This window comes from Maridesulfovibrio zosterae DSM 11974 (genome assembly GCF_000425265.1).
Taxonomy (GTDB): Bacteria; Desulfobacterota; Desulfovibrionia; order Desulfovibrionales; family Desulfovibrionaceae; genus Maridesulfovibrio; species Maridesulfovibrio zosterae.
In genome coordinates this window covers 54,548-72,921 of record NZ_AUDC01000015.1, presented here as the reverse complement: position 1 = coordinate 72,921, position 18,374 = coordinate 54,548, and the positions used below count along the sequence as shown (strand labels likewise).

General features: G+C 44.7%; 14 protein-coding genes and 1 pseudogene. 1 reads left to right on the top strand and 14 read right to left on the bottom strand.

Translation table 11 applies throughout. The features are described 5' to 3' along the window. Positions 1-3: 3 nt before the first annotated feature. From H589_RS0109510 to H589_RS0109495, 4 genes are all read right to left on the bottom strand, one after another. Positions 4-1,920 carry a glycosyltransferase family 2 protein gene (locus H589_RS0109510; protein WP_027721798.1) on the bottom strand — a complete coding sequence of 639 codons (1,917 nt, stop codon included), beginning with the start codon at positions 1,918-1,920 and terminating at the stop codon, positions 4-6. A gap of 155 nt (positions 1,921-2,075) precedes the next feature. Continuing rightward, entirely contained in the window at positions 2,076-3,185 is a 1,110-nt protein-coding gene (locus tag H589_RS0109505) for a DegT/DnrJ/EryC1/StrS family aminotransferase (protein ID WP_027721797.1), read from the bottom strand. A gap of 24 nt (positions 3,186-3,209) precedes the next feature. Further along, entirely contained in the window at positions 3,210-4,022 is an 813-nt protein-coding gene (locus H589_RS19550; RefSeq protein ID WP_051249700.1) for a formyltransferase family protein, read from the bottom strand. Then, on the bottom strand, positions 4,012-5,085 hold the full coding sequence (locus H589_RS0109495) for a Gfo/Idh/MocA family protein (RefSeq protein ID WP_027721796.1): 1,074 nt from the start codon (positions 5,083-5,085) through the stop codon (positions 4,012-4,014). Before H589_RS0109495 ends, H589_RS19550 begins: the two co-directional genes overlap by 11 nt. Before the next feature lie 564 nt (positions 5,086-5,649). On the opposite strand from H589_RS0109495, the gene H589_RS20415 reads away from it, so the two are divergent. Beyond that, positions 5,650-7,449, top strand: coding sequence for a glycosyltransferase family protein (locus H589_RS20415; protein ID WP_051249699.1), 1,800 nt, complete (start codon positions 5,650-5,652; stop codon positions 7,447-7,449). Positions 7,450-7,522: 73 nt separating this feature from the next. On the opposite strand, the pseudogene H589_RS21250 reads toward H589_RS20415, so the two are convergent. The 10 genes and pseudogenes from H589_RS21250 to H589_RS0109430 all read right to left on the bottom strand — a co-directional run bounded on the left by H589_RS21250 (position 7,523) and on the right by H589_RS0109430 (position 18,364). Then, positions 7,523-7,960: pseudogene (locus H589_RS21250) on the bottom strand (transposase). A gap of 88 nt (positions 7,961-8,048) precedes the next feature. Next, positions 8,049-8,897, bottom strand: a complete 849-nt coding sequence (locus H589_RS19535) for a formate dehydrogenase accessory sulfurtransferase FdhD (RefSeq protein WP_051249696.1) — start codon at positions 8,895-8,897, stop codon at positions 8,049-8,051. Between the two features lie 8 nt (positions 8,898-8,905). After that, positions 8,906-9,820, bottom strand: a complete 915-nt coding sequence (locus tag H589_RS0109465) for a formate dehydrogenase accessory protein FdhE (RefSeq protein WP_027721795.1) — start codon at positions 9,818-9,820, stop codon at positions 8,906-8,908. 73 nt (positions 9,821-9,893) lie between these two features. Then, positions 9,894-10,628, bottom strand: coding sequence for a 4Fe-4S dicluster domain-containing protein (locus H589_RS0109460; RefSeq protein WP_027721794.1), 735 nt, complete (start codon positions 10,626-10,628; stop codon positions 9,894-9,896). A gap of 15 nt (positions 10,629-10,643) precedes the next feature. Further along, complete coding sequence (gene fdnG, locus H589_RS0109455) at positions 10,644-13,688, bottom strand: formate dehydrogenase-N subunit alpha (protein WP_027721793.1); 3,045 nt, start codon at positions 13,686-13,688, stop codon at positions 10,644-10,646. Between the two features lie 523 nt (positions 13,689-14,211). After that, positions 14,212-14,925 (bottom strand): FeoA domain-containing protein, encoded by a 714-nt coding sequence (locus H589_RS0109450; RefSeq protein WP_027721792.1) that lies wholly within the window; start codon positions 14,923-14,925, stop codon positions 14,212-14,214. Continuing rightward, positions 14,925-17,054, bottom strand: coding sequence for a heavy metal translocating P-type ATPase (locus H589_RS0109445; RefSeq protein ID WP_027721791.1), 2,130 nt, complete (start codon positions 17,052-17,054; stop codon positions 14,925-14,927). Before H589_RS0109445 ends, H589_RS0109450 begins: the two co-directional genes overlap by 1 nt. Next, positions 17,051-17,317: a DUF4405 domain-containing protein gene (locus tag H589_RS0109440; protein ID WP_027721790.1), complete on the bottom strand. Its 267-nt coding sequence runs from the start codon at positions 17,315-17,317 to the stop codon at positions 17,051-17,053. Before H589_RS0109440 ends, H589_RS0109445 begins: the two co-directional genes overlap by 4 nt. A 57-nt stretch (positions 17,318-17,374) precedes the next feature. Then, positions 17,375-17,695 carry a hypothetical protein gene (locus tag H589_RS0109435; protein ID WP_035075681.1) on the bottom strand — a complete coding sequence of 107 codons (321 nt, stop codon included), beginning with the start codon at positions 17,693-17,695 and terminating at the stop codon, positions 17,375-17,377. A 12-nt stretch (positions 17,696-17,707) separates the two neighbouring features. Then, positions 17,708-18,364, bottom strand: coding sequence for a hypothetical protein (locus tag H589_RS0109430; protein WP_027721788.1), 657 nt, complete (start codon positions 18,362-18,364; stop codon positions 17,708-17,710). Positions 18,365-18,374: the final 10 nt, after the last annotated feature.

The following is an 18,374-nucleotide window of genomic DNA, read 5'->3' as shown; positions in this document are numbered from 1 at the left end:
GGTTTAGTTCTCTTTTGTTTGTGAGCCCACCCCAAAAAAAACTTCACGTATATCAAGGTAACAATCATCATCGTCACTATTCCATCTGCTAGGCTTTGTTATGGGAGGGTATGCTGCTTTCAGCTCTTCCATGGCTGCAATAAATTTTTCTCTATCATTAAACAGGGGGATAAGTTTATTGATATTTTTCCAGTTTAAAAACCAGTCAGGAAAGCGCTGCGTGGGGAAGGCTGTGAATGCTTTTTCACGCATTTCAAGGTTCAGATCTCGGCGGAACCACCAAGGATGGAGAGATGTAATCTCCTCTTTGCTCGCAAGGTTAGGCGTTGTTTTAATTCCGGCGCGTTGGCAGGCATGCCGATATATAAAAAGAGGCTTTTTTGTAGTTATAGAAGTCCAGCCTCCTTCTAACAGACGTAGCCATAACTCCGAATCTTCTCTATTCGTAAGGTCAGTACGAAAATATCCGACCTGATCTAATACTTTTCGTCGTATTAAAGACGAACAAGGAGCTGGGCAACCTATAATTGCGTTAATTGGTGAGTATTCTTCTCCCCATGCGATGTGGTTGTTATTTCCGAAAACAAGTGTTTTCGGCGTAATCCATGCAGCCTTTGAATTATTATTAATAAGGTTTATTGCTATGGCAAAATACTCTGGGGCAATCATGTCGTCTGAGTCTAAAGCGACTACAAAATCTCCGTCACTTTCTTTTAAGCCACTAATACGTGATCCTGCCATACCTTTGTTTTCCTGAGTGATCAGTTTAATCCTGCTGTCATTCAATCTTTTTACTAATTCTTTGGCTATTTCGTACGAGTTGTCTGTTGAACCGTCATTGACAATAATAATTTCCCAGTTTGTCCATGTTTGCCGGAGAACTGAAGTTACAGCCTCTTCAAGATAATGTCCCTGATTAAATAATGCAATAATAACGCTTACTTTTTCCGGCCCTGAAACAGGTTGGGGCTGTAACGGAAAATATAGGGTTATCAGTTTGTAAAGCCTCATCAAAGCGGGACGTTCACTCACAACGCTGAAACTTATTTCCATCATCTGGCGTGCATTTTCTGTTTCCCCTGAGAATAGGGCGAGCAAGCAATATCGGAAAATATGGCGATCATAATCTTCAACTGATTCCAGAATTCCTTCTTTGATCTTTTTAAGAAGTTCCATAACCTGATTGATATGAAATTGATAAGTTTTTGCCAACTCCTTGGTAGATAGTTGTTTGAATTTTCGCTCAAAAAACAACTTTTGATATTTTTCAAGGACGTTATTTTCTTCGTCCATAACCTGTTGTTCGTTTTCTTTTCTAGTTCTTCTAGAATCGACAGGTGTTTTTTGCAGACACGTTGGCGGCAGAATTTTTATTGATGTTTGTGAAGATAGTCGGAGTAATAATTCTGGCAAGGCAAAAAATTGTAAATCTTCATTGAGGATGGTTGCTTGTGATTGAAGCAAATCATTTCGCAAAATAGTAAAAAGCGGGTAAAAAGGTTTTTGCAGCATATCTAAAACAAATGAGCAGGGAGAAGGTATTTCTATGGAGTTCTGGCTGATAACAGCAAATCCGCACTCGGGATTATCTTCAAATTCGGTGATGATTGCCGGGAAGAGCTGCTCTGAAAGTTCAATTCTACCATCAATAATAATGGTCAGCCCGGCAGGATGAAGGGAAACTACTTTTTGTAAGGCTTCCTCAAGGACTTTAGTGTAATCCTGTTGATCTTCGGAAATAAAAAGATCGATTTTGTTTGTTTCATTTGCAAGCTTGTTAAGCATTAAAGAGGTTCGCGCAGAGATCCCTGCTGCTGCAATTACCAGACGTGTATCAATGCTGTCGAGAATATCCCTAACACGTGGCTCGGGAAGATATGCTCCAGGTGAGCATGTCAATATATATGAGGGAGGAATCATTTAAGGTATTCTCTCTTTTTTAGAGTCGTCTTAGAGATATAATATAATCATTTAAGAACTATTAAACAAGAATAGTTTTTAATTGTCTATAATGATTATTGGTTATTAAGCTTTAATCGACTTCTCTGTTATCGTATACGATTGTTTTTTAGATCTTAATATTTATCACAAAAAGTTTTTATGGCCCTGCAAACTTGCATGACCTGGTCCTCCGTCATTTCCGGATACATAGGCAGAGAGAAGACAGACTCCTGCATTGCGTAAGCAACAGGAAAATCAGTGTGTACATGGCGATAATAAGCGTATGCTTCCATAAACGGGAGAGCCACGGGGTAATGGATTCCTGTTGCAATTTTATTGTCAGAAAGAAATTCTTGTAAAGAATAGCGGTTAGCGCAGCGCACTACGTACAGATGATATACGTGGCCCGCCCAGCTATGGCTTTTGGGCAGGATAAGTCCTTTGAGTCCAGTCAATTCACGTTTATATATTGCGGCAATGGCACGACGTTGCGCTGTCCATTGGTCCAGATACTTGAGTTTAACAGAAAGAATTGCAGCCTGTAAGCCATCTAGACGTGAATTCACCCCCTCGAACTGATGATCGTATTTATCGTTACGTCCATGATTGGCAAACTTACGAATGTATTCGGCTAAATCTGCATTGTCGGTTACAACTGCCCCGGCATCCCCGTAAGCTCCGAGGTTTTTCCCGGGATAAAAACTGTAACAGACACAATCCCCAAATTTAGAAAGCGGACGCCCGTCAATCGTTGCACCGTGAGCCTGAGCTGCGTCCTGGACTACATACAGACCCTTTTCACGGGCAATAGGATCAATGGCGTTCATATCTGCAGGGTGACCATAAAGATGTACCGTGATTACTGCTTTTGAGGTTGGACTAATCTTTCTACGTAGGTCTTCTACGCTCATAGTTCCTGTTGCCGGATCAACATCAACGAAAATTGGTTTTGCTCCAGCCATTGTCACAGCTTCTCCTGTGGCGATGAAAGTCATTGCCGGGACAAGGACTTCATCTCCAGCTCCGACCCCTAATCCTTTCAAAGCAATGAAGAGAGCATCTGTCCCGTTGCCCACCCCTATACAGAACTTTGCTGAGCAAAACCGGGCAAATTCTTCTTCAAATACAGCTGCAAATGGACCGTTGATAAAAGCACTTTTCTCTATTACCTGCTTCATAGCCGTATCAATTTCCGGCTGCAACGTGCAATACTGCTTTTTTAAATCTGCAAAAGGTATAGACATTATTATTCGCCTTCAAAAAGGGGTTTAGCTCAAATTATTATCTGGGCAACATAACAATCTATGAGGGCTTAGAGCATATCGTTCTGCGACTAAATATACTTTTTCCCCATTCAATTCAGCGAAGGGAGGGGGAAATCCTGGCATACTCGTAGCTCTCAGTATTGAATATATGTGTTCTGTTCCTTTAGTTAAGTCAATCAGTTTAAGCATTTCCATTTCCCGGCGAAGATGCAAAGATGTCCCCCGCTTATCAAGCAGTTCAGCTTGAGGAGTCCTAGTATATTTACCGACAATTAAATCTTTTATAGATTCGCGGAAGAGACTGACAGACTCCGATACTGTCAATGAATACAATTCTTCAACCCAAGCTCCTTCAGGTATAGGAAATCGTTTTTCAAAAAGAATATCACCATGATCAATTTGTTCATCAATGACATGCAGCGTTGTGCCAAAATAATCTTTTCCATCTAGTAGAGCATGGGAAAACTGATTACATCCTCGATATTCAGGCAATGGAGCCATATGCAAATTGACGTTTATTTCTCTTGCTTTCTCCAGATGCACTCGTTTAAGAATCTCTCCGAACTGAACAGAGATTAAAATGTCAACCTCTTTAAAATCCAAAAAAGATTCAAGTGAAGATAATATTGGTATTTTGTATTCAGCACATAGAGAGGTTACATTATCCGCCCCGTCAAGTTTATGAGGGCTAGACAATGCTCCTACAATAATTACTTTGCCTGATATATGGAGGTTCAGCAGTAATTGGAAACACTCTGTTGCAACTTGTTTACAGCCCATAAAAAATACTTTTTTCAACCCGCTATCAACCGTCATTAACATCCCCAAGTTTGCAGTGTTTTGGTTGAAAACGGAGCTTGACTTCTCTCCCCGTTTCAATGGATTCGTAAATTGCATTAATCAGCTCCAAAGACTTCCGCCCTTCAAGTCCATCTACAAGAGAGGGACTCCCCTGTTCGATGCAATTTACAACGTGCTCAAGGTAGGAAAGATGTCCAAATCCATATACATCAGGAGGATTTGTCTTGTAGCGGGTAAGGGCTTCTTCATCTCCCGCGACTGGTGTTTCAAAATTCCAAACTTTCATCTCGTTAACTGCGAACCCGCCTATCTCAACAGAGCCTTTCTCCCCTAGGATTGAAATTGATCCCTCAAGATCTTTTGGGCGGGTCGCGTTTGTAGCTTCAACAATTCCAATAGCACCACTGGCAAATGTAATGATTGCTACTCCGGTGTCTTCGACTTCAATGTCTACAAGTGCGGTACGACTTTTGGCATAAACCGAAACAGGGTCGCCGAGCATCCATTCTAACAGGTCAACATGATGGCTTGCCTGATTGGCGAAAACGCCTCCGTCCATGGCCCAAGTGCCCCTCCATGTATCCTGATCATAGTAAGCCTGGGGGCGGCACCATCGAACTCTAACCGTTCCCATAACGATTTTTCCGAAACGCTCAGCGTCAAGAGCTTCGCGCATCTTGATAACCGGATAGTTAAGGCGATTCTGTTTTACAACAAATAATTTTATTTTAGCTTGGTCACAGATATATATCATGGAGTCCGCATCTTCAAGCTTTAGCGCCATTGGTTTTTCAACGACAATATGTTTGCCGTATTGAGCCATTTCAGTCGTGTGTCTGGCATGCAACCCACTTTCTGTTAGAATGGCAATGATATTAACTAGATCTTTCATTTCAGACATCATTTTATGAGCGTCGGTATACCATGGCAAATGATATTTTTCGCCAAGTTTTTTGGCGCGTTCTTTTTTGATATCACATACGGCAACAATGCTGGCTCCTTGCACCTGTTTTTCTGCGAGGATTTGAGCGTAACGTTGCGCAATGCGTCCACATCCCATTAAAGCAAAATTCTGCACGATAAACTCCTTGCCTATTTGTTAGTTCAGGCGAAATAAAAAAGTTCACCTAGAGTTTAATAATAATTCGATAAATTATATCAAGCAAGCCAAAATCATAATTCATTAGTATTGTTTGCTATCTGAGCTTCTTCCGATCCAAGTACTCGAAGAGAGGTACGAGCAAAACTACGACTCTGATTTTTAACTTATACTAACAGTATGAATAGCTCTTTGTCCTTTAATAAACCATCTGTATATTCTAGGTCACAGATCAGCAAGTCCGCAGAGCACGATTCCTGCTGCGATAGGGACATTTTTATTGTTTCTAATGTCGAATTTACATTTCGCTGTGTTAAATATATGATCCTGCATGAAAAAATATTTTTCAGGAGCATAATGGGCTCCGTGTAAGATTTCTCATTAAACGTGATGTTTTTAATGTAGCAACAACGAACTTAATGGTTCGTATTTTTCTCTCAAGATGTGCAGAGCCTGTGGCTCTAGTTTTTTCAGGCGGTTAAATTGCTTGCCGCGAAGAGATAGGTTTTTATACCTATAAATAAATAATGTAGGACAACAACCATGACCACAGCAATTTCTAAGCCGTTGCGGGTAATGCAGGTTATTTCAACTTACCCCAACTTCATCAACCATTTCTATGCGCAGAACCCTAATATAGCCTCCATGGACTATCACACACAAAACGAAGCCTTTGCCCGTTATGGTTTTTTCGCACCCCATATCGTCGCTCCATATACACAAGAACTGGGGTGCGTTCAGGAGCTTACTTTTTCGAATGCAGAACCTCTGCAACGTGCATGGCTCAAAGAACAAGGACTATCCACAGATCTGAAGCCCGGATGGGAATCGGACCTCCTTCGTATGCGCATTGACGAATTCAAACCAGATGTGCTTTATGTTTTCAGCCCATACACTTTTAATAGCGCGTTGCGTGACCGGCTGACTCATCAGCCAAGCCTCGTAGTCAGCTGGCGGTGTGCAACGCTGCAGAACCACTGGGACTGGTCCGCTTTTGACGTAATCCTTACAAGTATGCCCAGTATAATGGATTTTGCACCAAAACTTGGTGCTAAGTCTGCTGAGATGTTTTCTCCTGGGTTTCCTTTACACCTTGTCAAGGAGCTTATTTCCATTCCCCAAGATACTGATGTGGTTTTCGTAGGCTCCCTTACAGGAACACGCCGTATAGCAATGCTGGACTCTGTCGCCAAAGCGGCTAAGAAATATGGTTTTTCCCTAGCACTACACCTCTCGGGAGATTTCAGCCATTTGACTCCATCTATGGTGCCTTACCTCAAACAACCTGTTTTTGGCCTGGATGCTATGCGTTGTCTACGCCGCGGGCGTATGGTTCTCGACTCTAGGACTCCAGTTTACCTGTCTGATCGGCATGGTTACCCCATCAGGGACATAAGCGAAAATGATAATTGCAGTATGCGTTTATTTGAAGCCACTGGCTGTGGGGCGCTTGTATTGGCCCTAGAAGGAGTATCGCGCTGGTTTGATTGGGGAAAGGAAATAGTATCCTATAAAAATCCACAGGATTTGGTGGGTAAAATCCAGCATTTTATCGCCAATCCTGAAGAGCGGGAGAGTATTGCGTCCGCAGGTCAGAATCGTTGCCTCACTGAGTACAACATGAAGCGCAATGCCGAACGGTTTATGAACATTGTTGAAAAAAAATTAAGTAAGCCTTCGGTTCCACCCAAACCTTTTGAAGTAGTCGCGCCCAATGAACCAAAATCATACACCCCAAACTCTATGTTTAATGAGATTTTATCCAATAGTTATCTCAAGAAGATGGGGTGGTTTTCCAGCTATCATCGTCAGGCGATTGTAGACGATAGCGGAGCTCCATTGCCATGGTTGTCATACCCCGCGGTAAACTTGCTGGAAGAACGTGCGCCTTACGGAATTAGCGTTTTTGAATACGGTTGCGGCAGCAGTACTCTCTGGTGGGCTAAACGCGCTCGGCGCGTAGTCGTGGTAGAGCACAATGAACAATGGTTTAAGACTATGAAAGATCAGTTTCCTGACAACGTCCGACCTGTACTACGAGAGCTTGAGACTGGTGGCGACTACTGTAAAACCGTAGCGATGATTAAAAATATTAAGTTCGACATTATCGTGATCGACGGTAGGGACAGAGTGAATTGCGCCTATAATTGTTTGGCATCACTGTCTCCTTCTGGAGTTGTCGTCTTTGATAACACTGATCGTTTGGAATATGTGTCAGGCCGAGAGTTTCTTATTGAGTCTGGGTTTAAAGAATTGCGTCTTACTGGGCTTGCTTCCATGGTATTGAACGTGGGTAGTTGTACATCAATTTTTTACAAAGACGGTAATTGTCTAGAATTATAATTTAATTTTGGCTCCCATGAGTTAAAGAACCTCTAATACTAGCTGATCCTGCCACACTTTTCTGGATAGTCAGTTAAGCCACAAACATATTATCCTGACAATTAAGCTCAAATTCAGCATGTGACTTCCAACTATTGCTGGAGTGGCGTCTTCTGCGTTTGTAGTAAGCCTCAATATATTGGAACAAAGCTATTTTTGTTTCATGTCTATCTGAGAATCTTCTGTGATAGACCATTTGCGTTTTTAAGGTGTCCCTTTCGTTTTCTGCATCGCGCAGCTTCTTTTCGAGTTCTTTAATCCTGCGTTTTTCATCGGTCAAAACTTAATTCCCTTGACCGAAAAAGGCTGCTCCACCATCTCGTAATAATTCGCGACACCATCGATAAAGAGTCTCACAAGAAATACCGAGGCTATCTGCTACTTCGGAATGGGTGCGAGACGGATCTTCACTTAAAAGAATTGCATTACATTTGAATTCTGGATCATAAGTCCGGCGTTTAGGGTTGGTCATTTGCTTCTCTTGTGAAAGTCAGGATAGCGGCTTAACCGGGTGTCCACAATATTATAGCAGGATCACTGGTAAAAAACTGTAGATCAGATCATGGAGCTGTGCCGCTTCCTGAGAAAATGGTGGGAGCGTAACCTACAGCTTTGCTGATAAGCGGTTCAATGATACATTTATCCTGAATACGCCAAGCATTGGCATATACATCAAAGGAAGAATCTTTCAGTCGTCCAATGAGAGTCATATTGTGGTTTATTGCGTAGCTGACCCCAGAGCTGGTTGCCGCTGAAAAACCACACAGTATAGGAATGTTTGCAGTTGTGGCTTTTGCGGCCAGCTCCACTGCGATACGAGAAGAGATCATGGCTATAGCAGATTTTTTCAGTGTTCCTTCCGACAAAGCCCTGCCTATGGCTTTGTCGAAGGCGTTATGTCTGCCTACGTCTTCGCCAAAGGCAAGGAGAACACCATCTATGGAAAAGAGTGCCGCTGCATGGGATGAACCTGTTTTTTTGAATAGTTTTTGGCGGCGTTCGAAGGTTTTCTTCAACTCAAACAACCGTTCGGGGGCGATGCGGATGTCCGAAGATGAAGGAAAGACTCGGCGGAGATGTTTGGCTCCGTCAAGTGAAACGTCCACACGGTTGGGGTCCTGATAGCTGGTGCTGATGTTGGTCACCTCGTCTGGAGAGTTGAGCAGGGAATTGCAAAACAGGTGGCCCATTATCAAGCTCAGGTCGTCACCTGGAGTTCTGGAGAGGACCATGTCCGGGCGGTCCTGAATCTTGACAATAAGGTCCTCTTCTATTGCAATAGTGTCTTTATGTGGAACCAGCATTCCTCCATTGTAACGTTGGAGAGGCCTTATGCATTCGCGCTGCTCCGCGTAAGATTCCATTGTGGGGGCAGTCTGGTTCAGCGCGCTGAGGATAGAAGTTGGCATGGCACCGCCTACTTTATGGTGTTCCAGAGGGTTGGTGAAACAGGGGACAAATTACGTTCGTGCGCGAGAACATCGAGGTGAATGAGTCCCATCTGAACTATGTCTAAATGTGGTAACGACGCATACTCGCGCATGTCAACATTGAGCATGTATTTACCGCATTTGTGGCATACTTCGATCCGTTCGTGCTTCATATTTTCCAGAAAGAGAAATTCACGTGTTTCGCTGTCATCATTGCCGCAAGCCGCGCAGGCGCTTCTTTTATAGTGCCAGTCGTGGCCGCAAAGGGAACAGTGCAGATATTTTTTGCCTCCTCCTCCAACAAGGTATTCCGAATCCGCCATATTTTTGGGCGTGAGTTGTGATATGGATGGGGATGAACCGCAGACAGGACAGTATCCATGTTCCCATGAAAGAGAGGAAAGAGCTTCATTCATACTGCACACAATAGCATTCAGGACAGGAGCGGAAATGGCTTCAGCGATGTAATGCAACACTGTCGAAGGGGCGAGACCAAGCTGCTCCGATATCCTTTCAAAGTGACTCAGGTTGCCAAGAATCCGGGCTTGGGCAAACTCCAGAAGATTCTCAGTAATATCCAGAAAGGCCAGCAGGTTTCGTTGTGTATCAGGTTCCAGCTGCAGTACTTCGGCGAGGACGGGTAGGAGGCTTTCATAGGACTGTTTGAAAGCATCGGCCCAATAGATGAGATCTGCTTCGGCAAAGATGGGAACACCTGCGGCCATGCGGGTGGCGTCGATGACTGGAGAGTGCAGGGGCGTGGTGGTCAGGTGAATACGTACCTGATCTTTTTTCTCGAAGAGTGGGCCGAACCTGCCAACGAGATCACCGTATGAAGCATCGCGTTTTTTGATGCTTTCAAGCGTAGATTCAATTTGTCTTAGGTCGTATATCATTTCCATATGGTGCTCCGTGACTCCGTTGGGGCGTGACGTCATGAGATGACGCCACGCCGGCTATCGAAGGTTTAAGGTGTTATCCTTTCATAGCCTTGAAAGGCTTTATCAGTGTAGCTAGGAACTGTTTCTTCGACATAGGTCCGAGGTTGGCCTCGCTGACGGCAAACTCATGATAGTTCTCCGGTTTGTCGATTAGCAGATAGATTACATTGACTGAATTAGGATCGGCCAAACGGGCTTGGGGCCAATCTTTCTTTAATTCTGCCAGACGCTTGTCTGCGAGTTTGAGCATATCATCTCGTTCGCCGAATTGCATCGCGCCGGTCGGGCAGACCTTTACGCATGCCGGAGGCATACCGTTGTGGATTCTGTCATTACACATGGTACATTTGGCCAGCACACCGGTTTTCTCATCGCGTCTTGGAATATTGTAGGGACAGGCTTCCTTGATTTCTTCAAACTGGCTCTTGTCGAAGCCTTTGGTTTTGGCGGTGAAGACAATTGCACCTGTTTTATCGTCCTGTACAATGGCTTCCTCAAGGTACATATCGCCAGTTTCCTTACAGGGAGCTATTTCACAGTGACGGCACTGATCCGGGAAGAAGTTCCAACGGACAACACCATCATCGAGGTGTTCGCTGAAGCGAACCAGTTTGTAGTTATTGGGGTTCAAATCCTGCGGATTCTGGTGGCTGCCCCAGCCGACCTGATAGGTCTTGTTTGCGGGCAGCTCATGCCACTCCTTACAGGCGATCTGACACCCGCGGCACGCCGTGCAGCGGGAGGTGTCTATCAGTATTGTTTTGGACATGACAGTCTCCTTGTCTTATGGTGTGGCCAGCTCAGTGACTTTCTTTGCCTTACGGATATTCACGCAGCACGCCTTGTATTCCGGAATAGTCGTATTGGGATCACCTACTGAAGGTGTGAGCCTGTTAGTGGAGTCGCCGCTTCCTGGAGTAGTCCACCCAAAACAGTAAGGCATACCGATTTCGTGAATGATGCGGCCATGAACTTTGAGAGGACGCATGCGTACGGTGACCATGGCGACAGCCTCGACTTTGCCTCTTATGCTCTCAACAATGATTACTTCACCGTTCTTGATTCCTTTTTCCTTTGCCAGTTCCGGGCTCATCTCTACATAGAGCTGTGGCTCGGCTTCAAGAAGGTTCGGTACGTTGCGGGTTTCTCCACCTCCGCACCAGTGTTCGGTGAGGCTGTATGTCGTTAATACGATAGGAAACTTCGGATCTGCGGCTTTAGCAAGCAGGTCCGGAGCACTTTTGGTAAACTTGTAGACCGGGCTGTTGAGCTGTTTGGAGAACATATTGCTCTTCACTGGTGTTTCAACCGGCTCATAGTGTTCTGGGAATGGACCGTCCTGTCTGCCCGGGCCGAAGATGTGACCAAGACCATGCTGCTGCATGATGAATGGGTATCTGCCCTTGCCTGTAGACATTGGTGGCCATCCTCCATCGGGAACATCTCCTATCCACTTTCCGTCCTTCCATTCGATGACGGCCTTGGCTGGATTGAACGGCTTTCCGTTAAGATCGACGGAGGCACGGTTATAGAGAATGCGACGGTTGACCGGCCAGCACCAGGACCAGTTAGGATACAGGCCGATTTTTTCCTGCATAGGTGTTTGTTTTGGATCTCGGCGTAGACACTTGTTACCTTCCTCTTCAGTCCAGCTGCCACAATATAGCCAGTTCAGGCTTGAGGTGGACCCGTCATCTGAAAGACTTACGAAGCTCGGTACCTGCTGTCCTTTCAAATACTTTTTGCCTTTAATCACTACGTCGCGAGTGAAACGTCCGTTAATGCGCTGGCATAAATCTTCTGGATCGTATTTTTCAGGCCAATCTAGTTTGAGAATCGGATCTGGGAAGGTTCCGCTTTCTTTGGCATAGAGTTCCCGGAGCTTATTCATAATCGGAATGTACATCTCGGCGAAGGGACGCGCTTCAAATTGAGGTGGGACGGCCTGCCCGTGCCAAAGCAACCAGCGGCCTGAGTTTGTTACAGAGCCGGATTTTTCCAGGCGATGGGCAGATGGCAGCAGGAAGAACTCGGTCTTGATCTTTTTCGGATCACTTCCTGGACGATGCCAGTTGTCAGTTGTTTCTGAATTGTGCAACTCGGCACAGACAACCCAGTCCAGATTGTCCATGGCTCTACGGATTTTGTTAGTGTTAGGAACACTGTTCATGGGGTTCAGGCCCATGAAAAAACCACCCGTGATCTCTCCCCGGAACATACGGTCGAACATGAAGAGGTATGAGTAGTCCTCTCCTTTCTCCACTTTAGGCAAGAGTTCATAGCAGAAACCGTTGTCTTTAGTAGCGTTTTCTCCGAACCAGCTTTTGAGCAGCGAGGCGAAGTATTCGGGTTTGTGCTGCCACCAGTTGGCAGATTGCGGATCGTTGCTGACCGGGGTGTTGGCCTTGTTGTATTTTTCATAGGAGGACCAGTCTGCATTAGGCATGGCCATGTAGCCGGGCAGTATGTGGTAGAGCAGAGCGTGGTCTGTAGATCCTTGGACATTAGGTTCGCCACGCAGGGCGTTGATGCCGCCGCCAGCTATACCGATATTCCCAAGAAGTAGCTGGATGATGCCGGAGGTACGGATGTTTTGCACACCGACAGTATGCTGAGTCCAACCCAGTGCATAGAGGATAGTACCTGCTTTTTTGCCAGTGCCTGTGGCGGTATAGGCTTTGAACACGCGCAGCAGAGTTTCCTCGGGAACACCTGTGGTGGCTGAGACTTTATCCAGAGAATAGCGGGAGTAGTGCTTTTTCAATAACTGGAATACACAGCGGGGATGTTTGAGGGACTTGTCGCGTTTGGGAATACCTTTGGAATCAAGTTCTAAAGCCCATTTGTCTTTGTCGTAGGAGCGCTTTTTAGGATCGTATCCAGAGAAGAGGCCATCCTTGAAGTCGAAGTCCTTGCCTACGATAAGTGAAGCATTGGTGTACTCAACCACGTAATCATTGAAGTATTTTTTGTTTTCGATGATGTACTTGATCATGCCGCCTAGAAAGGCGATGTCAGTTCCTGACCGCAAAGGAACATGGAAGTCTGAGCGTGCCGAGGTCCTAGAGAATTTGGGGTCAACGTGCATAACGGTGGCACCCTTATCTTTGGCTCGCAGTACCCATTTGAAAGATATAGGATGGTGTTCCGCGGCATTACTGCCCATAATCAAAATGGAGTCGGCATTCTTGATGTCGATCCAGTGATTGGTCATGGCACCACGACCAAAGCTTTCGCCGAGTGCCGCTACAGTGGAACTGTGACAAACTCGAGCCTGATGGTCCATGTGCACCACTCCAAGACCACGGGCAAACTGGTGAGTCAGCGCACATTCCTCGTTGCTGGCATGGGATGTTCCCATCAAGAACATTGATTCCAGACGGTTGACGTTTTGTCCTGCCTTGTTTTTGGGGATAAATTCCTTGTCTCGGGTATCCTTAACACGGCGGGCGATGCGGTCGATCATCCAATCCCAGCTTTTTTCTTCCCACTTGTCGCTGTAAGGAGCGCGGTACATGGGTTTTTGCACCCTGTGGTGCGAAGTGGTCATGGTGAACATGGCTGCGCCTTTGGCGCATAGAGAACCTTCGTTGATGGGGTAATCCGGGTCACCTTCAACGTTTATCAGCTTCCCGTTTTTTACATACCCGATGGCAAAACAGCTCACTGAGCAGAACGGACAGACGGTTAATATTTCTTTCGCTCCGTCAATTTTCAGGCCGGCAGCATAGCTTTTGATCGGAGTCAGGCTGACTCCGAGTTGGGCCAGGGAAAGGCACGCTGCTGACGAGGCTGTGAGCTTCAAAAATCTTCGGCGGTCACATTTCATGGGATGGCCTCCTTGGTTGAGCAGAAGCGGTATTGCCACTGCAGAATTGAGAAATGGATATTGACTAGTGGGGATCACTTTAACAAAAAAACATGTTATTACAATATGTTAAAAAAAACACGTATAAGAAAAAATGGAAGATGCTACGCTCTAAGAAAATTTTTAGAGCCCCAACCACAGCAGATTTAAGGATTTAATCGATAAGAACAGTCTATCTATAGTATAGATAAAAGCTATCTCGGAGAGTGCATGAGGTTAAGGATGACGGCTTGTTTTCGTGCTGTATTTAAGGAATGTGATTTTTAACTTAAAAAGAAATATTCATGGCGTAGTCAAATCCTTACCATTGGCTACAGATAAAAAAATACCACAGTATGTTAACATACTGTGGTATTGGAGTTTTTTTGATAAAGAATCTTATATGCAATGAATTAAGTTAATATAAACAAATAGCTGGTTTATTGTGCTATGAAGTAATCTACTTATCTGGTTAAAATATTTTAATAAAAGGTGTCTACACTGACTATTTGATTTCAACAAATAATTTCTCAGCTTGATCACGGCGTAAATGCAGGCGCAGTCCTTCTTTGCTATGGATAATAAGACGTTGTCCGTTATCCATACATAGTTCCTTCGCAGGTTGGACAGACTCTAAGATGATTATTGAACCTGGATTAATACCTGTTCCTCCTATGTTTTGAACAGCTCTTGGACCACCTAAAATATGTTTAACAGTAAAGGGTCGCCCTTTACCGCAGGTGGCAAGTTGACATTCTTCTTTACCGCAGTCACCCCATATTTTGGCAGCCATACCTTCAGTCAGTCTATACTGAGTGCCGTCCACATTGGCTTTATATTCCATAGGAGGCAGACAGCGTATGAGTTCAATATTATCTCCTTCGCTGATCCCAAGTATTTTTAAGCTTTCCATAAGATGTGAACCGGCAGTAAGCCCTTCAATATGACCTTTTTCACCGGGGCTCATTTCAAATACAGGAGTGATATGTCCGTCGTCATGATGGATGATCACCTTTGATGCCATACCTGCCGCGAGAAGAGCTTCTCCCTTAGGACCACGTATTCTTACTGGATGCAGGGCAGAATCTTCAGACATTACTTCCAGTTCACTGCCTTCATGCAAGCCCATGCGCTCAAAATTATTTTTAAGATTATCACTGGTTATTCTTCTTAGTATCAGCGGCGTCTCAATAGGGGCATTATTCAGTTCAGTAATCATTAGGCGAGCTCCTTTAGCCTTGTCGAGAGAGCTTTTTTATACGATGTTGATGAGGTTTTAAATGCAGCGTAACTAAGAATGCCGACTGTACTTAGGTTATGGGTCATGGCGGCTGTAAAAGTCGATAGTTTCCCCATACCCGCAAGTATTAGTGTTGAGGTATTGATAACCACAGCAGACCACAGGCATGAACTTAATGTCTCTCTATTGTTACAGGCAATGCTATGAGCTTCTACAAGGGTTCGCAGATCTTCATTGAGCATTACAACCTGCGCTGATTCTTTGGCCAGATCTGCTCCTGAAGGCATGCAAATACCTACATCTGCACAAACAAGCGCCGGGGTGTCATTGACTCCGTCTCCAGTGAATCCTACTTTTGCACCATTTTTTTTAAGATTTTTAACAATCGATGCTTTATCTTCCGGTTTTAGCTCCCAGTGAACAGCATCTACAGGTGGAAGTTGGCTCACAAGTGATAATGCTGCTTCGCGATGATCCCCAGTAAGTATTTCGATTCGTTTTATTCCGGCCTTTTTCAGTGCTTCAAGAGTTTCAAGAGCTTCCGGGCGAAGTTCATCCCGCAAAGCAATCAGGCCTAAAAGTTTGCCATCCATGGCAACAAAGACAATATTATCTCCAGCATTACGCAGCTGTCGGGCTTTCTTTTCCATAAATGAACAATCTATTTTTTCATCTTCTTCAATAAAGTGCTGGCTTCCTACCAGGACTCGTTTGCCATCGACAAAGGCTGAAACTCCGTGGGCGACAACAAAGTCTACACCGCTGACTTCAGGTAAGGGTATTCCTTGTTTTTTAGCTTTATTTACAACTGCCTTAGCAACGGGGTGAGCATAATGTTCCTCTGCTCCGGCTGCGGTAGAAAGGAGTTCTTCCTCTGAGTAAAGGGGCATGGGAACTATTTCTGTAACTATCAGTTCTCCTTTAGTGAGAGTTCCCGTTTTATCGAAGATAAGAGTGTCAATGGAAGCAAGATTGTCGAGAGCCTGACCTCCTTTCAACAGTACTCCAGCCTGACTTGCGGTAAACATAGATGTTCTGGTGGCAACCGGGGTGGAAAGTTTGATCGCACATGAATAATCGACTGTTAAAACAGATGCTGCGCGTGCTGCATCTTTGGTTAGTGCGTATACACCAAGCCCGGCACCAAAGGTCAGTGGTACTAATTTGTCAGCAAGTTCAGCAGACTCAATCTGGCTTTTTGATTGTGATCGCAGTGAGGTTTCAAGGAAACGGTTGATGCGTGCCATTCCTGTTTCTGCACCTACTTTATCTGCCCTGATTTTAAGAGTTCCTTCCTCCACAACTGCTCCTGAAAGGGTCAGGTCTCCTGATTGTAGATGTACAGGGAATGATTCCCCCGTTATAGAACTTTGATTGACTAAGCCATCACCTTTAATGACCGTTCCTTCAACTGGAATAAGTTCTCCTACTCCGCAAACCACAATGTCACCGGCCTTTAATTCTTTGAAATCAATTTCGACTTCTCTACCGTCCTGCTCAATCCAGATTTTTTCAATCTGCGGCTTCAAAAGAGTTTTCAGTAAATCAGTAGATTTTTGTTCAGATTCATCTTCTAGGTATTCTCCCAGACTGAGCAAAGCACCTACAGAGTTGGAAGTGAAATAGTCACCGCGGAGCAGTGAAAGAGCTTTAACAGTTCCGTCCAGAACTTCTATCTTCACGCCTCGATCAAATAGAGTTTCAAGTCCTTTCGTAATGCCTGGAATGGCCAGCATCCAGCTTGTAGCCGCCTGTACAGGCAGTGGAAGAAAGGGAGTAAAAGCAGCTACAGCGGTTTTGGCACCAACCTCAATCAGATCAACACCATGTTCTTTTGTGTTTTCCTTTAAAAAAGCTTCATCAGGAATGAAATTTAGTTCTTGAAGTATTGTCGAACGTACAGGAGGGGTCCCATCGTATTCTACGGTAATTGAAAAAGCAGGACCGTTGATTCTCACAGAACGAACACCATTAAGGGATTCAATTTTTGCCTGCAGATAGTTTAGGTCCAATGCTGGAGCCAGCATGATCAAGGATTTAAGCCTTATTCTGCGGGGCAGTTCATGAACAATTTCGAAAGGTTTTTTTCTATGGGGAATTCCGGTCATTTAGCTGTCCTTTTGGGTTTCTGGGATACCGCATAGTGCAACGCTGTAAATCCAATAAAGGCAAAAGAAGCCCATATATGCAAGGGTCTTGCCCCTTTGAATTTCAATATTCCAGAGGCTGCTGATGCCCCCAGAGTGGCAACCATTCCTATTTTTGCAACGGTTTTAGTTGTGCTGGGAACTAAAGGGCAGTCCTTGCATTGGCGGAATGTTTTTTTTTCTTTTTTGTACGCACTTGTAGAGTCTTGTGGAAAAGTGTTCATTTTTTATATCAATCCGGTTCAGCATAGATCTGAACCGGATTGCAGTAATAATTGTGATTATTCAGAATGATTAACTTCGGCCTTGATGTCCTGAAGTTTTTCTTTAGCTTCTTCTATACCGCCTTGAAGTGCAGTCCAGAGTTTTACAGAACCGGATACAACTGCTTTTTGAACTGTTGGATTTGAAGCAGCAAAGGCAACAGCAGCCCCGACCGCAAAACCTTTCAGATAACGTGAATCAGTAACATTTACCCAGCTTTTAACAGGGGATGGCTGCGCAGCAGGTTGTACCTGTGTTGACGCATCCACCTGTTGCTGGGCTGCAATAAGTCTGGGGTCCTGATAATAATATGTGTAGTCATTATTGTAATCTGACATGGTAATTACTCCTTATTTTTCTTCTTTCGCTGCCTGAGCGGCTTTGTATTCCTGTTCTGCTTTTAGATCTTCAAGTCTTTCAGCCTCTTCAGCTGAAAATTCATCGGATTTTCCAGAGGTGAATATAGACCGGACTGTTTTGCTGGTGCAGGCGAAAGTTATGCCTGCTCCGACAAGTAATCCTTTCCAGAAACTGTCATCAATCCCGTTGAAAAAATTTAAGAAGCTTGATGGATCTGCATTGCCGTCGGCAGTGTCTTTTACTAGATCAACAAATTGTTTAACCTGATTTTCTGCTATAGTAGGTGCAGCATTTGGAGCTGTAAGAGGAGGTTGCTGAACTGGTTGTTGCATTGGCTGCTGATAAATTTGTCCGTACACCGGCTGCCCATAAACAGGTTGCCCATAAACAGGTTGCCCATAAACAGGTTGTCCATAAATGGGTTGACCATATATGGGCTGCTGCATCATCTGAGGTGCAGGCTGAACAGGTTGCTGCATGGGCTGCCCGTATATGTCCGTCTGCACATATCCTGAAACAGGTGCGCCCTGATATGGATCACCGGGTGTCGTGTATGAAAAATGTGGTTGGCCCATGTCCGGTCCCATGGCAGGCTGTTCCATGTTAGGCTGCTGGGGGGATTCTGTTTCAGTGTGTTCGGTCGACATTATTAGCTCC

Coding starts and splice junctions, on each gene's coding strand:
- H589_RS0109445 (WP_027721791.1), bottom strand. CDS start 17,054: ATGACCGGAATTCCCCATAGAAAAAAACCTTTCGAAATTGTTCATGAA.
- H589_RS20415 (WP_051249699.1), top strand. CDS start 5,650: ATGACCACAGCAATTTCTAAGCCGTTGCGGGTAATGCAGGTTATTTCA.
- H589_RS0109510 (WP_027721798.1), bottom strand. CDS start 1,920: ATGATTCCTCCCTCATATATATTGACATGCTCACCTGGAGCATATCTT.
- H589_RS0109460 (WP_027721794.1), bottom strand. CDS start 10,628: ATGTCCAAAACAATACTGATAGACACCTCCCGCTGCACGGCGTGCCGC.
- H589_RS19535 (WP_051249696.1), bottom strand. CDS start 8,897: ATGCCAACTTCTATCCTCAGCGCGCTGAACCAGACTGCCCCCACAATG.
- H589_RS0109430 (WP_027721788.1), bottom strand. CDS start 18,364: ATGTCGACCGAACACACTGAAACAGAATCCCCCCAGCAGCCTAACATG.
- fdnG (WP_027721793.1), bottom strand. CDS start 13,688: ATGAAATGTGACCGCCGAAGATTTTTGAAGCTCACAGCCTCGTCAGCA.
- H589_RS0109450 (WP_027721792.1), bottom strand. CDS start 14,925: ATGATTACTGAACTGAATAATGCCCCTATTGAGACGCCGCTGATACTA.
- H589_RS0109440 (WP_027721790.1), bottom strand. CDS start 17,317: ATGAACACTTTTCCACAAGACTCTACAAGTGCGTACAAAAAAGAAAAA.
- H589_RS19550 (WP_051249700.1), bottom strand. CDS start 4,022: ATGACGGTTGATAGCGGGTTGAAAAAAGTATTTTTTATGGGCTGTAAA.
- H589_RS0109435 (WP_035075681.1), bottom strand. CDS start 17,695: ATGTCAGATTACAATAATGACTACACATATTATTATCAGGACCCCAGA.
- H589_RS0109465 (WP_027721795.1), bottom strand. CDS start 9,820: ATGGAAATGATATACGACCTAAGACAAATTGAATCTACGCTTGAAAGC.
- H589_RS0109505 (WP_027721797.1), bottom strand. CDS start 3,185: ATGTCTATACCTTTTGCAGATTTAAAAAAGCAGTATTGCACGTTGCAG.